13 protein-coding genes are annotated in these 14,368 nt (G+C 71.1%); 4 read left to right on the forward strand and 9 right to left on the reverse strand.

Annotated features, from left to right (window positions below):
- Positions 1-15: 15 nt before the first annotated feature.
- Positions 16-405, forward strand: coding sequence for a PPOX class F420-dependent oxidoreductase (locus ACLJN9_RS07940; protein ID WP_410810443.1), 390 nt, complete (start codon positions 16-18; stop codon positions 403-405).
- A gap of 87 nt (positions 406-492) precedes the next feature.
- Here ACLJN9_RS07940 and ACLJN9_RS07945 read toward each other — a convergent pair whose 3' ends face one another.
- Together ACLJN9_RS07945 and ACLJN9_RS07950 are read right to left on the reverse strand one after the other, a co-directional pair.
- On the reverse strand, positions 493-702 hold the full coding sequence (locus ACLJN9_RS07945; protein WP_007073996.1) for a BldC family transcriptional regulator: 210 nt from the start codon (positions 700-702) through the stop codon (positions 493-495).
- A 250-nt stretch (positions 703-952) separates the two neighbouring features.
- Entirely contained in the window at positions 953-1,792 is an 840-nt protein-coding gene (locus ACLJN9_RS07950; RefSeq protein WP_410810444.1) for a hypothetical protein, read from the reverse strand.
- 193 nt (positions 1,793-1,985) lie between these two features.
- Here ACLJN9_RS07950 and ACLJN9_RS07955 point away from each other — a divergent pair, with 193 nt between their 5' ends.
- Together ACLJN9_RS07955 and ACLJN9_RS07960 are read left to right on the forward strand one after the other, a co-directional pair.
- Complete coding sequence (locus ACLJN9_RS07955; RefSeq protein ID WP_410810445.1) at positions 1,986-3,068, forward strand: Leu/Phe/Val dehydrogenase; 1,083 nt, start codon at positions 1,986-1,988, stop codon at positions 3,066-3,068.
- A 303-nt stretch (positions 3,069-3,371) separates the two neighbouring features.
- A complete protein-coding gene (locus ACLJN9_RS07960; protein ID WP_410810446.1) occupies positions 3,372-3,587 on the forward strand; it encodes a DUF3073 domain-containing protein in 216 nt (71 codons plus the stop codon).
- Between the two features lie 143 nt (positions 3,588-3,730).
- Here the strand turns inward: ACLJN9_RS07960 and amcA are convergent, their stop codons facing one another.
- The 5 genes from amcA to ACLJN9_RS07985 form a co-directional block, all read right to left on the reverse strand.
- Positions 3,731-3,967, reverse strand: a complete 237-nt coding sequence (gene amcA / locus ACLJN9_RS07965) for a multiple cyclophane-containing RiPP AmcA (RefSeq protein WP_410810447.1) — start codon at positions 3,965-3,967, stop codon at positions 3,731-3,733.
- On the reverse strand, positions 3,936-5,039 hold the full coding sequence (gene amcB / locus ACLJN9_RS07970) for a cyclophane-forming radical SAM peptide maturase AmcB (protein WP_410810799.1): 1,104 nt from the start codon (positions 5,037-5,039) through the stop codon (positions 3,936-3,938). The genes amcA and amcB overlap by 32 nt, the downstream gene beginning before the upstream one ends.
- A 175-nt stretch (positions 5,040-5,214) precedes the next feature.
- Positions 5,215-6,369 carry a phosphoribosylformylglycinamidine cyclo-ligase gene (purM, locus tag ACLJN9_RS07975; protein WP_410810448.1) on the reverse strand — a complete coding sequence of 385 codons (1,155 nt, stop codon included), beginning with the start codon at positions 6,367-6,369 and terminating at the stop codon, positions 5,215-5,217.
- 61 nt (positions 6,370-6,430) lie between these two features.
- Complete coding sequence (gene purF, locus ACLJN9_RS07980; RefSeq protein WP_410810449.1) at positions 6,431-7,969, reverse strand: amidophosphoribosyltransferase; 1,539 nt, start codon at positions 7,967-7,969, stop codon at positions 6,431-6,433.
- A gap of 169 nt (positions 7,970-8,138) precedes the next feature.
- The gene (locus ACLJN9_RS07985) at positions 8,139-8,492 is read right to left on the reverse strand and encodes a sterol carrier family protein (RefSeq protein ID WP_410810450.1); all 354 of its coding nucleotides are present in this window, start codon (positions 8,490-8,492) and stop codon (positions 8,139-8,141) included.
- Positions 8,493-8,653: 161 nt separating this feature from the next.
- Between ACLJN9_RS07985 and ACLJN9_RS07990 the strand changes: the two genes are divergently transcribed.
- Positions 8,654-10,657 (forward strand): hypothetical protein, encoded by a 2,004-nt coding sequence (locus ACLJN9_RS07990; RefSeq protein ID WP_410810451.1) that lies wholly within the window; start codon positions 8,654-8,656, stop codon positions 10,655-10,657.
- Between the two features lie 169 nt (positions 10,658-10,826).
- Here the strand turns inward: ACLJN9_RS07990 and ACLJN9_RS07995 are convergent, their stop codons facing one another.
- Both ACLJN9_RS07995 and purL read right to left on the reverse strand, forming a co-directional pair.
- Positions 10,827-11,642 carry a 2-phosphosulfolactate phosphatase gene (locus tag ACLJN9_RS07995; RefSeq protein WP_410810452.1) on the reverse strand — a complete coding sequence of 272 codons (816 nt, stop codon included), beginning with the start codon at positions 11,640-11,642 and terminating at the stop codon, positions 10,827-10,829.
- The gene (gene purL, locus ACLJN9_RS08000; protein ID WP_410810453.1) at positions 11,587-14,313 is read right to left on the reverse strand and encodes a phosphoribosylformylglycinamidine synthase subunit PurL; all 2,727 of its coding nucleotides are present in this window, start codon (positions 14,311-14,313) and stop codon (positions 11,587-11,589) included. The genes ACLJN9_RS07995 and purL overlap by 56 nt, the downstream gene beginning before the upstream one ends.
- Positions 14,314-14,368: the final 55 nt, after the last annotated feature.

The raw sequence follows: 14,368 nt of genomic DNA on the forward strand, positions 1-14,368 counted from the left end.
CCGTATCCTGGCGGCGTGACCACGCTGGACCGGCTGTCGGCCGAAAAATACATCCTGCTCACGACCTTCCGTAAGGACGGTCGGGCGGTGCCGACCCCGGTCTGGGCGGTACGCGACGGTGAGGCGTTGGCGGTCTGGACGCGGGCCGACTCCGGCAAGGTGAAACGCATCCGCCGCAACGGCGACGTGACCGTGGCGCCGTGCGACGTGCGGGGCCGGCCGCACGGTGCGGAGGTGCCCGCCCGCGCGACGATCTACGGTGGCGGCGACACGGGCCGGGTTCGCGACCTGCTCAAACACAAGTACCGGCTGATCGGGCGGCTGAGCCTGCTCGGCAGTCGGCTGCGCCGGGGCGAGGGCGGCACGGTGGGCATCCGGGTGACGCTGGCCGACGGTCGCGACTGACGGCCCGGCGCGGGCGACGAGGGTCGGACAGGGAAAGGGGCGGCGGATCGAGATCCACCGCCCCTGACCGGAAAATCTGGTGCCGGCTCAGTCGCCCTGCCGCTGCTGCGGGATCTGGCCCTGCAACAGCGCCCTGACCTCCGACTCGCGGTACCGTCGGTGGCCACCCAGGGTGCGGATGGCGCTGAGCTTGCCAGCCTTGGCCCACCGGGTCACCGTCTTCGGGTCGACACGGAACATCGACGCCACCTCGGCCGGCGTGAGTAGCGGCTCTGGTTCGTGCGTTCGCGATGCCATCGGTCACTCCTCCACATGTATAGACATCGGCCGGGGTCCCGCCGGCCGACGCGTCTCCCATGGTCCGGCTAGTCCCCGATGTCCGACATGGGCCGAACGGATGAAGGTCCCTAGACGGACGGATGAACCATGCCCGATTTTTACGACTTTTACACAGCAGAAAGTACCTTAATAGGACTCATGATCACGGTTCGTGATGCGTCGATTACGAGCACGCCTCGCCTTGGGAGCGCTCCTTGGGCGGTTTGCGCTAATTACACCGCTCGAGCAGCTGCACGGCGCGCCACCGGGCCACCAGTTTGTCGTACGCGGCGGACGCCTCCTCGGCCTCGCCGCGCGACAGTCCGGCGAGACCACTGGCGACAAGCTCGGGTGAGTCGTCCGCGGTCAGCGTCTCGTCCGGAAGCAGGTCGACCAGGCCGCCGTAGTCCAACTCCACCACCGAGCGCGGGTGGAACTCCTCCAGCCAGCGGGCCGCTTCCTCCACGGCCTCGGTGATCGGCGCCTCGCCCACCGACTTGCGCAGCACCGACAGCGCGCGCGACGAGCGGCGGCGGGCCTTGGAGATCTCGGTCCGGTAGCGCAACGCCCGCCGGCCCGGCTCGGTGACCAGGTCACGCTCGGACGGGTCGAAGAGCACGAACCAGCGCAGCGGCACCCCCCAGGTGGCGATCTGCTCGTGCACCCGGGGCACCCCGTGCTCCAGCACCCGGGCGCCACTGCGCCAGTCGTCCACCACGGCCCTGGCCTGCCCGGCGAGCACCGGCGGCACGAAGGCGTCGGCGAGCACCGAGGGCACCCCGTCCCGGGCGCTGAGCGCCGCCTCAGCGACCCGGATCCGCAGGTTCCAGGGGCAGACCAGCAGGTTGTCGTCCGTCTCCAGGACGTACGCCTCCTCCGGCAGGTCGGGAAGCCGGGTCCAGCCCGCGCCCAACGCCTCGATCACCGCCGTCCGCTGCCGGCCGGGACCCTCCACCGGGGCGACCGCCCGCCCCTCCGACACGTAGCGCCGCCAGTAGCTCTGGCGGTCCCGATCGAAGGCGGTCAGCGGTTCGTACACGCGCAGGTAAGAAGCGAAGAGCGACGGCACGGCGCGATCCTCCCACGAACGGCACCCGGGCACCGCCAGCGGCCGCGCCACGCGCGCCGCACGGTGGGACGGCGGCGACGTGTCGGACGCCCTCACCAAGGCCGATACTAGGCTCGACGGCACCGGCAGCATCCCCGCCGGGGTCCACCAGGTCCGCGTCCCACAAGGACGCACACCACTCCAGGAGCCAGTCATGGGCGTATTCGCGAGCACCGACGACCCGGTATCGACCGGTCACGAACAGGTCGTGTTCTGCCAGGACAAGCAGAGCGGCCTGAAGGCGATCATCGGGATCTACTCCACCGCGCTGGGGCCGGCGCTGGGCGGCACCCGCTTCTACCCGTACGCCAGCGAGGACGACGCGCTCGCCGACGTGCTCGACCTGTCGCGGGGAATGGCCTACAAGAACGCGCTCGCCGGGCTGGACCTGGGCGGCGGCAAGGCGGTCATCTGGGGTGACCCCGAGCAGGTCAAGAGCGAGGCGCTGCTGCGCGCGTACGGCCGGTTCGTGGAGTCGTTGGCCGGGCGTTACTACACCGCCTGCGACGTCGGCACCTACGTGGCCGACATGGACGTCATCGCCCGGGAGACCCGCTACGTGACCGGCCGCAGCGTGGAGCACGGCGGCGCGGGCGACTCCTCGATCCTGACCGCCTGGGGCGTCTTCCAGGGCATGCGGGCCGCCGCCGAGCACGTCTGGGGCACGCCGAGCCTGCGCGGCCGCCGGGTCGGCGTGGCCGGCCTGGGCAAGGTCGGCAAGTACCTGACCGGACACCTCCTGGAGGACGGCGCGGAGGTGGTGGCCACCGACGTCAACCCGAAGGCGCTGGAGTGGGTGCGCACCAACCACCCGCAGGTCGCCCTGGTGGACGACGCCGCCGCGCTGGTCGCCGCGGACATCGACGTGTACGCCCCGTGCGCGCTGGGCGGCGCGCTGAACGACGACACCGTGCCGGTGCTGCGGGCCAAGGTGGTGACCGGGGCGGCCAACAACCAGCTCGCCCACCCGGGCATCGAGAAGGTGCTCGCCGACCGGGGCATCCTCTACACCCCCGACTACGTGGTCAACGCCGGCGGCGTGATCCAGGTGGCGGACGAGATCGAGGGCTTCAACTTCGACCGTGCGAAGCTGCGGGCCACCCGGATCTTCGACACCACGCGGGAGATCCTGCACCTGGCGGATGCCGAGGGTGTTCCTCCGGCCGTTGCCGCCGACCGACTGGCCGAGCGACGGATGGCCGATGTCGGCCGGTTGCGAACGATCCACCTGCGTTGAGCACTCACCGGGGGCGGATCGACCGGATCCGCCTCCGGGCCACACGCCGCACACCCCGCTCGGTAAGCTGAGACCGAGTTTCAGTTTCGTGCGTTTTGTCCGGTGTCATGGGTGGTCTTCGTTTCGCTCCTTACCGGGTACACTGGGTGACGGCCGGATCGACGCGACGCGCAGAGCCGGCTGGCGGTAACCCGAGGTGCCGAACGATGGCATCCCCATGTACCGTAAGAGCCACGAGAGATGCCTGACGTCATCGGGGCCCGCCTTCGGGCTGCCCCGCATTCTGTGCGAGGGGGTCGAGCCATGGGGCGCGGCCGTGCTAAGGCCAAGCAGACAAAGGTGGCCCGGGAGTTGAAGTACCACTCCCCGAACACCGACCTCACCGCCTTGCAGCGCGAACTGGCGGGTGCTGGTAAGTCTGAGCACCACTTCGACGACGACTCTAAAGAGCTCGTCGACGACGATGATGAGGATCATGCGGACGACGACCCGGATCCCTGGGTTCGTCCGACCCGCTGACCTTTCGACGTAGCTGAGCACGCGGTGACCCCCGCGTGCTCACGCATGTGCCCGTCGAGAGCGGTACCGGTGCCGACGATCGGGGGCCTGGCCCGGCGGGAGATCTCTCCAGCCGTTCGACAGGCCCCTGACCGCGGTCGCACTCAGCGCGGTCGGTTGTTCCAGTTGTAGAAGGTCGGGATGTTCTCGAAGTGGTTCCAGGCGCAGACCGCGCTGGCGCCGTCCCCGCCCGACACCTCTGCCCGCAGCCGCCGCGCGTCCTCGGCCTCCTGTAGGAGCGCGAGGAGCCCCGGGGCCACCTCCCGAACCCGCTCGGTGACTCCGCCAGGAGCGTCATCCGCTCCGCGCTCAGGCAACCGGTGACTCGTGGTCTCGGGCATGCTCCAACACTCCCTCCAATAGGCGGATCTTGCTGTTGCGGCAGTGCTCGGTCTCCGTACCGTCAAAACGCCCCAGCTCGAAGTAACGGTTGGCGGCGTGGCCGCCGCCACAGAAGCCGAAGTACGGGCAGGACGCCCGGCATGCCTCCACCCCGGTCAGGAACTCGCCCACCCACGGCGTCTCCGCGGCACCGGCGAGAATCTCGGCCAGCGGGGTCGTCAGCACGTTGCCGCTGCTGAAGTCGCCGTAGTGGGGGTCGGTGAAACCGGCCAGCTCGGGCGAGAGCACGGTCACCGAGCCGTCGTGCCCGATCGTCGGGATCGGGTCCAGTCGGCGGGGCAGCACGCTGTCCGCCGAGTTGTCGAGCACCGCCGCCGCATACCGCAGCGACCACTCGATCTCACGAAGGTGGATCCGGGGCTCCCGACGCCAGGCCGCCACCAGCTCGGCCCAGAAGGTGGTCACCGCCGCCGCCTCGTGCCGGTTGTCGCGGGTGTTGACCCCCTCGGTCTCCTCGATGTTGATGCCCAACACGTCGCAGCCCAGCCCGAGGAAGTAGTCGTACAACTCGGCGGCGAGCCCCGCCTCCGGACGGGACACCACGGCGAGCGCCGAGAAGGGCAGCCCGTGCCGGCGCAGCGCCGCGACCCCGCGCAGAATCCGGTCGTACGCTGGCTGGCCGCCCCGGTTGACCCGGTCGCCGTTGCGCTCCCGGGGACCGTCGACGCTCACGCTCACCCGCACCTCGTGCCGGGCGAAGAAGTCACACCAGTCGTCGTCGATCAACGTGGCGTTGGTCTGCACGTGGTGCTCGACCTCGGGGCCGAACGGCGCGATCAGGTCGGCGAAATGCTCCCTGCCCGCCGCCAACGGCTCACCGCCGTGCCACACCACGGAGAACCGACCGGCCGCCGCCCACGGGTTGACCGCCGTCGCCACCGCCTCGGCCACCGACACCGGCATCCGCCGGTCGGCGGCCCGGAACGGCAGGTAGCAGTACGCGCAGTCGAGGTTGCACAGGGTGGTGGGCTGCATGACGACGTACGACGGGACAGCGGCAAGACCGCGCATCCCGCTGAACGACTGTCCCCGAGCAGCCATCGCCCTCCTCCGCCTGGCCTGAGAGGCGGTCGACAAGCCGCGAAGCTGCTTCCCGACCGTCCCTGAAGGGTGCCCTTCAGGCTAGGCGGCATTGGCCACTCGGGTGAAGCCCTGATCAGGTGCCCGTACGATCACCAGAGCGTGATCATCCGCGAGTGTGCTGGCCAACCATCTGCACGTTGCCGGTGCCCTCGATGATCTCGCCGGCCTGCCACGCCTCGACCCCACGGCCGGTCAACGTGGCCAGCGCCCGGTCGGCGTCCTCGGCCGAGACGATGGCGAACATGCCGACGCCCATGTTGAAGGTCGACTCCATCTCCTGGTCGTCGATCCGACCCTTCGACTGGATCAGGTCGAAGATCGGCTGCGGCTTCCACGTGGAGCGGTTGACCACCGCGTCGACGTGCTCCGGCAGCACCCGGACCAGGTTGCCGGGGATGCCGCCACCGGTGATGTGGGACAGCGCCCGCACCTCGGCCTCGGCGATCAGCTTGAGGCAGTCCTTGGCGTAGATCTTGGTGGGAGTGAGGAGTTCCTCACCCAGGGTCCGCTGCCGGCCGAAGTCGTCGATGACGATGTCCAAACGCATCCGGGCAGCGCCGAGCAGCACGTGCCGAACCAACGAGTAGCCGTTGGAGTGCAGACCGGACGAGCGCATGGCGATCACCACGTCGCCCACCTCGACCCGCTCGGGGCTGAGGATGTCGGCCTCCTCCACCACGCCGACGCCGGTCGCCGAGATGTCGTACTCGTCCGGGCGGAGCACGCCGGGGTGCTCAGCGGTCTCCCCGCCCAGCAGCGCGCAGCCGGCGTAGCGGCAGCCGTCGGCGATGCCCGCGCCGATCTCGGCGACCTTGTCCGGTACGACCTCGCCGGTGGCGATGTAGTCGAGCAGGAACAGCGGCTCGGCACCACAGGCCACCAGATCGTCGACGACCATCGCGACCAGGTCGATGCCGACCGTGTCGTGGATGTCCATCTGCTGGGCGATCACCAGCTTGGTGCCCACCCCGTCGGTGGAGGACGCCAGGATCGGGCTCTTGTACTTCGTCGTGTCCAGTCGGAACAGGCCGGCGAAGCCACCGAGGTCACCCAGCACCTCGGGGCGGCGGGTCTGGCGCACCTTCGACTTGAGCAGCTCCACCGCGCGGTCGCCCGCGTCGATGGAGACCCCGGCATCGGCGTACGAGACCGAGCGTTTGCGCGCCTGACGGCTGGCGCCGGCCGTCCAGAGCTGGCGGTCGCCGCCGGCGCCGGTCGGGCTGCTTCCTGCGCCGCTGCGCTCGGACACGTGCGTCACGGTTCTCCCCTTTGTGGTTCTCGGTGCCGCGCCGGCGATGGCCGGGCCGCGCCGGTTGGTGCTACGGGCGGTTTGCGGTCACGCCACCAGGAGTGGTGACGAGCGTGTCGTTGGTGTGCGGGGCCTCCGGCGCCGAGTTGGCGACCCGTCGGCCCACCCCTTCGAGCACGTGCTTGCCGATCAGGTTGCCGGCCGGCAGCTCGATCGGGTACTCCCCATCGAAACACGCCCGACACAGCCGGGTCTTCGGCTGCTCGGTCGCGGCGATCAGGCCGGGAAGCGAAACGTAACCCAGCGTGTCGGCTCCGATGGAGCGCCGGATGCCGTCGGTGTCCAACCCGTTGGCCAGCAGCTCCGCCCGGGTGGCGAAGTCGATGCCGTAGAAGCACGGCCACCGGACCGGCGGGGAGGAGATCCTGACGTGCACCTCCAGCGCCCCCGCCTCACGCAGCATCCGGACGATGGCCCGCTGGGTGTTGCCGCGGACGATCGAGTCGTCCACGACCACCAGCCGCTTGCCCCGGACGTTCTCCCGCAGTGGGTTGAGCTTGAGCCGGATGCCGAGCTGGCGCAGGGTCTGCGACGGTTGGATGAAGGTGCGCCCCACGTACGGGTTCTTCATCAGGCCGGCGCCGTAGGTGATGCCGGACGCCTCCGCGTAGCCGATCGCGGCCGGGGTCCCGGACTCCGGCACCGGAATCACCAGGTCGGCCTCGACCGGGTGTTCCTTGGCCAACTGCCGGCCGATCTGCACCCGCGCCGAGTGCACGTTGCGCCCGGCGATCGTGGCGTCCGGTCGGGCGATGTAGACGTACTCGAAGAGGCAGCCCTTCGGCTCCGGTGCGGCGAACCGGGTGGAGCGCAGCCCGTCCTCGTCGATCGCGATCAGCTCACCCGGCTCGACCTCGCGCACCACACTGGCACCGACGATGTCCAGGGCGGCGGTCTCACTGGCCACGACCCAACCGCGCTCCAGCCGCCCGAGCACCAGCGGGCGCACGCCGTGCGGGTCGCGGGCCGCATAGAGGGTCGACTCGTCCATGAAGACGAAGCTGAACGCGCCCCGCAGCTGCGGCAGCACCTCCAGTGCGGCGGCCTCGACCGACAGGTCCGGTCGGCTGGCCAGCAGCATGGTCACCAGGGAGGTGTCGTTGGTGGAGCCGTCCGCGACCAGGCCGCGTTCGGCGACCTCCTTCTCCAACTCGGCGGTGTTGACCAGGTTGCCGTTGTGCGCCAACGCGATGGTCGTGCCCGAGCTGGTCGACCGGATGGTCGGCTGGGCGTTCTCCCAGTTCGAGGCGCCGGTCGTGGAGTAGCGGGCGTGCCCGATCGCCAGATGGCCCCTAAGGCTGGCCAGGGTGGGCTCGTCGAAGACCTGGGCCACCAGGCCGAGATCCTTGTAGACCACCACGCCAGAGCCATCGCTCACCGCGATGCCCGCCGCCTCCTGGCCGCGGTGCTGCAGGGCGTAGAGGCCGAAATAGGTCAGATTTGCGACCTCTTCGCCGGGGGCCCAGACGCCGAAGACGCCACAGGCATCCTGGGGACCGGGTCGTTGGGGGTCAAGGTCGTGGCTCAGCCGGCCGTCGCCTCGGGGCACCTACCGCTCCCTCATGCTGGTCTGGACCGGCCTGGCGGGGATCACGGGGCGGATCCACACTCCTCGGCCGGGACCACTGTCGTCGCCTGACAGTGTACGCGAATCGCCGTCAATACAGAAAGTCACGATTTCCCTGCCGAGCGTGACGATCACCCGGACATCCGGGCAGCTAGAGGGGCAGATACGCGGAGAGGTCCGCGCGAACACCGCTCACCTGGACGCGACCGTCGGTAACCGCTTCCGCCCACCCGATTCGCCCGGTACCCAGCGCCAGCCAGGTGTCCGGAGCCATCTCGACCACGTTCGGCGGGTTTCCCCTGGTGTGTCGAGGACCAGGAACGCACTGGATCGCCCCGTATGGTGGGACGCGCACCTCCACCGATCGGCCCGGGGCACGCTCCGCGAGGACGACCAACAAGGACCGGACCGCCTCCCGGAGCACCAACCGTTCGGGCGTACGGCCCTCGTCGAATGCCGACAACGCGGCCGCAACGGCGGCGGACTTACTGTACGGAGAGGACACGACGGGACGATACGACCCGCAGGAAAATCACGCGACGCTGGCCCTGGGTCGCGCCGATCCAGTTGGACAAGGCATAGTTGCCGACGGCGTATTCGAACCGTGATGATCCCCGGCCCGGCGCCCCGCCGGTCAAGGGAAGTCAGTCCCGGAAGGCGGTGGACGTGTCAACACACCGACGTGCCTGGTATCAGCGGGCCGGTGTGGTCGTAGCGCTGGTTGCCGGCGCTCTGCTCGCCGTCCCCGCCACACCAGCCCTGGCCGCGAGCATCGACGTGTCGCCCGGCTCGGTCTCTGTCAACGCCGGCAGCGACGCCACGATCACCGTGCAGGTCAAGCCCGGCAACGGCGACACCCAGGCGAAGATCAGCCTTTCCGGCCTGCCGTCGGGCGTCACCTGCGCGAGCGGCTGCGGCGATGTCACGTTCAACCCCGGCTCGACCGACGCGAAGTCTCAGCTGGTCAGGATCGCGGCCAACGACAGCGCCGCCGACGCGACCGCTTCGATCACCGTGGCCGTCGAGGCAGCCTCCGGCCCGGATACCGAGACCGTTCAGCTGACGGTCAAGGGCAAGGCCGCGCCACCGCCGCCGCCGTCGAACCAGACCGTGAAGTCCGTCTCCGGCAAGGTCGTCAAGCAGGCCGACGGCAACCCGGTGCCGAACGCCGTGGTGGTGCTCCTCGACGGTGGGGGTAAGCGCCACGACGCCATCAGCGACGGGAGCGGCAACTTCAGCTTCACCGGCACGACCGGCGATCCGATCACACCCGGCCGGCTCGCGCTCGGTGCCACCTTCGACAACGTCATCGGCCGAAAGACCATCAACGCCGCAGCCGGCCAGTCCATCAACGGGCAGCGCATCAGCCTGGAGATCAAGACCGAGGTGACGCCGAGCCCCACCCCGTCCGCCAGCGCCGAGGCGGTCCCCACCGCCGAGGCGACCGAGGGTGGCAACGAGGATGAGGCCACCGATGAGGCCAGTCCAGGCGCACCGGCGAATGCCTCCAAGAACGAGGACGATGGCGGCGGCTTCGGCTCGTACCTGATCATCTTGCTGGGCGGCCTGCTCGTGGCCGCCGGTGTCGGCACCATCGTGCTGCTCTGGATGAAGCGCAAGGAGAGCGGCGACGACGAGGCCCCTGAGGCCACCGGCCCAGCGGGCGCGGTGCCGGCCGCCAGGGGCGCCTACCGCGGCGGAGACCCGGCCCGGCCGGTCAACCGGGCCGGCGGACCGGACCCGACCATGGTCGGCGGGGCGGCGCTGAGCGAGGCGCCGACGATGATGCACCGCCCGGTGGTCGACGACGTTCCGCCCGACCCGTACGCCGCGCCCTCGCAGCCGTACGGCTCGGCCGGTCAGCAGGGCTGGGGCGGCGGCTACGGCGACGAGCCGGCGTCCGGCGGATACCGTGCCGGCAACTACGGCAACGCACCTGCCTCCGGCGGCGGCTACGGCACGGCGGCGTCCCCCGAGGGTGGCTACGGTGCGGGCGCGGCCGGTGACGGCTACGGTGCCGCGCCCGGTGGTGGCTATGGCAACGCGCCGTCCTCCGGTGGTGGCTACGGCAGCGCGCCGGCCTCGGGTGGCGGCTATGGCAGCCGGGACTACACGGCCCCGGCCGGTGCGGCCGGCTACCCGCCGGCACCTGCCGGCGGTCCGGCCTACGGCGAGCGCTTCGACGAGCCGACGGGTCGATACACCGGCGACAGCACCCAGTACCCGGCACCGGCCGACCCGTATGCCACCGGCGTCTACCAGCCGGAGCAGGGCCACGGCTACGCCCAGCCCGACCCGGCTCCGTACGGCGGCCGGCCCGCGGAGCCGACCGCCGGCTACGGCCAGCAGGCCGGCGGGTACGACCAGGGTGGCTACGGCCAGCAGGCGGGCGGGTACGACCAGGGCGGTTACGGCCAGGAGCCCTCGCCCCAGCGCGGCGGCTACGACGACCGGGGCGGCTACGACCAGCAGGGTGGCTACGGCCAGCAGGCCGGTGGGTACGACCAGGGCGGTTACGGCCAGGAGCCCTCGCCCCAGCGCGGCGGCTACGACGACCGGGGCGGCTACGACCAGCAGGGTGGCTACGACCAGCAGGCCGGTCGGACCCGACCGGACGGCCCGCCGCCGACCGAGCGGGGCGGCCGACGCCTCGACTGGCTGGACGACTGACAGACCGCACCGCCTTCGACAGAGAAGACGGCCACCCGGATCTCCGGGTGGCCGTCTTCTCTGCATTGAGATCCGCTCGCGATCACTGACGTCGGCGCGTTCCGCCCACGGGGACACCCCCGACCGGGAAGTCGACTCGATCCGAGCGGCGGCCAGTGCCAGGCGCGCGTCAGGCGGCAGAGAACACGCCGTTGCGGAGCACCGGGACGACGTCCGATACGCCGACCCGGACGGCGACCTCCACGTCCTCGGCGAAGCCACTCTCGGTCAACTCGCGCCCGGAGACGCTGCCGCGCACCGCCGCAGGAACGTCCGGGGTGCTGGCCAGCGCGGCGAGCGCCATCGCGGCCTCCACGGAGAGCCCACCCGGCACACCGGAGAGAGCGTCGAGTACGGAGGCGGCACCGAGTTGGTCCTCCACCGACGGGCGCAGCGACCCGTCGGGCCACCGCTCCCCGGAGGCGATCACCCCGATCGGTGCGTTCGACGCGCCGTACCCCTGGTGGCGCAGCCAGCGGCCGACGGCGCGGGAGTTACGCAGGCACGCCGCGACCACCGGCAGCCCGGTGGCGCTGGCGGCCGCGCTGATCGCCGAGCCGTTCGGGGAGGGCAGTACCAGGTCCGCCACCATCGGCGCGGAGCCCAGCGCGGCAGGCGAGAGCGACCACGGATGGTCCGCCGTCACCCGCCGGCGGCTCACCGCCGCCACCGCGCCGACCCGCAACGCGTACTCGGCGGCCTGCTCACCCCACGGGAACGGATGCACGCGCATACCGCGACCGACCGCCACGTCGACAGTGGTGGTGAACGAGAGCACGTCCACCACCACCAGCGCCGCGCACACGCGGCCGAGCTCGGCCGCCCCGGTCAGCCCCCAGTCGAACCGGGCACCGGAACCCGGTTGGCCGTAGACGGCCGCCGCCAACGCCTCAGCGCTCGTCAGGCGACGGTTCGGGAACACCGGAGTCCGACTCGGACGACCCATCGGGCCCCGACGGCTCGGCGGTGATCGGCTGCTCCGGCTCGGACCGCTCGAACGACGCCCCGGCAACCGGCGTGACGGCACCGGTCTGCGGAGCGGGGCCGGACGCAGCGATCGGCTCGGCGGCCACCGCCGCCACATCAACCGGCTCGGCAGCCACCGGCTCGGCCTCCGCGACCGGCACGGCCTCGACCGCGCCCGCCACGCCGGCTGCCGCAGCGGGCACCTCGACGGCGGCCGCGCCGCCGAAGAGTCGCGGCAGCGTCTCGGTGTGTGCGCTCCGCAGCTCGTCCAGGCCGATCCGGAACTGGCCGTGCACCTCCAGCGCACCGCCGGTCGGGTCGGTGACGCCGATCAGCTCGAACGGCACCCCGCGCTCGGCACAGAGCGCCGCGAACGCCTTGTCGTGGCCACGCGGCACGGACACCAGCGCCCGTGCCGCTGACTCGCTGAACAGGTAGACGAACGGCATCGAGCCGCCGGTGAAGTGCTCCGGCACCGCGATCCGCGCGCCGACGCCGCGACGCAGACAGGACTCGACCAGGCTCTGGGCAAGGCCACCGTCGGAGAGGTCGTGCGCGGAGGTCAGGTGACCGACCCGGGCCGCCTCGGCCAGCAGTTCGGCGAGCGCCTTCTCCCGGGCCAGGTCGACCTGCGGCGGGATACCGCCGAGGTGCTCGTGCGTCACCCAGGCCCACTCCGAGCCGGACAGCTCCACGTTCGTCTCACCGAGCAGGTAGAGCTGGTCGTGGTCACCACCGGCACGCGGGACGAAGCCCATCGGCACCCGGTCGGCGACGTTGTCCAACACGCCCAGCACACCGACCACCGGGGTCGGGTGGATGGCCGCCGCACCGGTCTGGTTGTAGAAACTGACGTTGCCGCCGGTGATCGGGATGCCCAACTCCAGGCAGCCGTCCGCCAGGCCGCGCACGGCCTCGGCGAACTGCCACATCACGCCCGGGTCCTCCGGCGAGCCGAAGTTGAGGCAGTCCGTGACGGCGATCGGCTTCGCGCCGGTCACGGCCACGTTCCGGTACGCCTCGGCCAGCGCCAGCTTGGTGCCGTGGTACGGGTCGAGACGGGCGTACCGGCCGTTGCCGTCCACCGACAGCGCGACGCCGAGCCCGGTCCGCTCGTCGATCCGGATCACACCGCTGTCCTCCGGCTGGGCGAGCACCGTGTTGCCGAGGACGTAGCGGTCGTACTGCTCGGTGACCCAGGTCTTGTCGGCCAGGTTGGGCGACGCGATCATGCGCAGCACGGTCTCCCGCAGCGCCTCCGGGTCGGCCGGGCGGGGCAGCGTCTCGGCCCGGTCGGCCTGGAGCAGGATCAGGTCGGCCGGCTCGCGCATCGGCCGGGCGTAGACCGGGCCGTCGTCGACCAGTGAGCCAGGCGGCACGTCGACCACGAGGTGGTCCTGCCAGGTGATCAGAAGCCGGCCCGGGCGGCCGTCCGGCTCCGGTGCCGTGACCTCGCCGATCGCGGTGGCCAGCACGCCCCACTTCTCGGCGGTCTTGTGCACCGCTTCGAGCTTGTCCGGCTCGACGACCAGCAGCATCCGCTCCTGGGACTCGCTGGCCAGGATCTCGTGCGGGTCCATCGACGGCTCACGCAGCGGCACCCGCTCCAGCCAGACCCGCATGCCGGTGCCGGCCGCCGCGGCGGTCTCGGTGAGTGCGCAGGTCAGCCCGGCACCACCGAGGTCCTGGATGCCGGCCACGAGCTGGCCGTCGTACAGCTCCAGGCACGCCTCGATCAGCAGCTTCTCGATGAACGGGTCACCGACCTGCACGGCGGGGCGGCGCTTCTCACTGCCCTCGTCGAAGGTGGCGCTGGCCAGCACCGACACGCCGCCGATGCCGTCCCGGCCGGTCTTGGCGCCCATCAGCACGACCACGTTGCCGGGACCGACAGCGGCCTTGTTCTGCAACCGGTCAACCGGAAGAACGCCCAGGCAGAGGGCGTTGAGCAGAGGGTTGCCCTGGTAGGAGGGGTCGAAGACCAGCTCGCCACCGATGTTGGGCAGGCCGAGGCAGTTGCCGTAGCCTCCCACGCCGGCGACGACGCCGGTGAGCACCCGGGCGGTGTCCGGGTGGTCCGCGGCGCCGAAGCGCAGCGGGTCCATCACGGCGATCGGGCGGGCGCCCATGGCGAGGATGTCCCGAACGATGCCACCGACGCCGGTCGCCGCGCCCTGGTACGGCTCGACGAAGCTCGGGTGGTTGTGCGACTCGACCTTGAAGGTCACGGCCAGCTCGTCGGAGATCTGCACCACGCCGGCGTTCTCGCCGATGCCGGCGAGCAGCCGGTCGCTGTGCGGAGCCTTCTCGCCGAACTGGCGCAGGTGCACCTTGCTCGACTTGTAGGAGCAGTGCTCGCTCCACATGATCGAGTACATCGCCAGCTCGGACTGGGTGGGCCGGCGGCCGAGGATCTGCCGGATCCGGTCGTACTCGTCGTCGCGGAGACCCAGCTCGGTGTACGGCTGGAGCTCGCCCGGGGTGCCACCGGCACGCGGCACGGTGTCCACGCCGTCGGTCCAGGCAGCGGGAGCCGCGTGGGCGGGGGCGGTCGCCACGGCGGCGGGCCGCGCCGGGAGCGGCTCGGTCGACTGCACCGGGACGGGGTACGCCTCCGGCGTGTCCCGTACCGGATCCGGATGGGTGGTCATGACCTCTCCTCGCTGCGCTCGTGGGCGCCCGACCGGCGGTTGAGCTGACCGATGA

The organism is Micromonospora sp. 067-2 (assembly GCF_046549295.1).
Classification (GTDB): Bacteria; Actinomycetota; Actinomycetes; order Mycobacteriales; family Micromonosporaceae; genus Micromonospora.

Coding starts and splice junctions, on each gene's coding strand:
- ACLJN9_RS07945 (WP_007073996.1), bottom strand. CDS start 702: ATGGCATCGCGAACGCACGAACCAGAGCCGCTACTCACGCCGGCCGAG.
- purL (WP_410810453.1), bottom strand. CDS start 14,313: ATGACCACCCATCCGGATCCGGTACGGGACACGCCGGAGGCGTACCCC.
- amcA (WP_410810447.1), bottom strand. CDS start 3,967: ATGCCCGAGACCACGAGTCACCGGTTGCCTGAGCGCGGAGCGGATGAC.
- amcB (WP_410810799.1), bottom strand. CDS start 5,039: ATGCGCGGTCTTGCCGCTGTCCCGTCGTACGTCGTCATGCAGCCCACC.
- ACLJN9_RS07955 (WP_410810445.1), top strand. CDS start 1,986: ATGGGCGTATTCGCGAGCACCGACGACCCGGTATCGACCGGTCACGAA.
- ACLJN9_RS07995 (WP_410810452.1), bottom strand. CDS start 11,642: ATGGGTCGTCCGAGTCGGACTCCGGTGTTCCCGAACCGTCGCCTGACG.
- ACLJN9_RS07960 (WP_410810446.1), top strand. CDS start 3,372: ATGGGGCGCGGCCGTGCTAAGGCCAAGCAGACAAAGGTGGCCCGGGAG.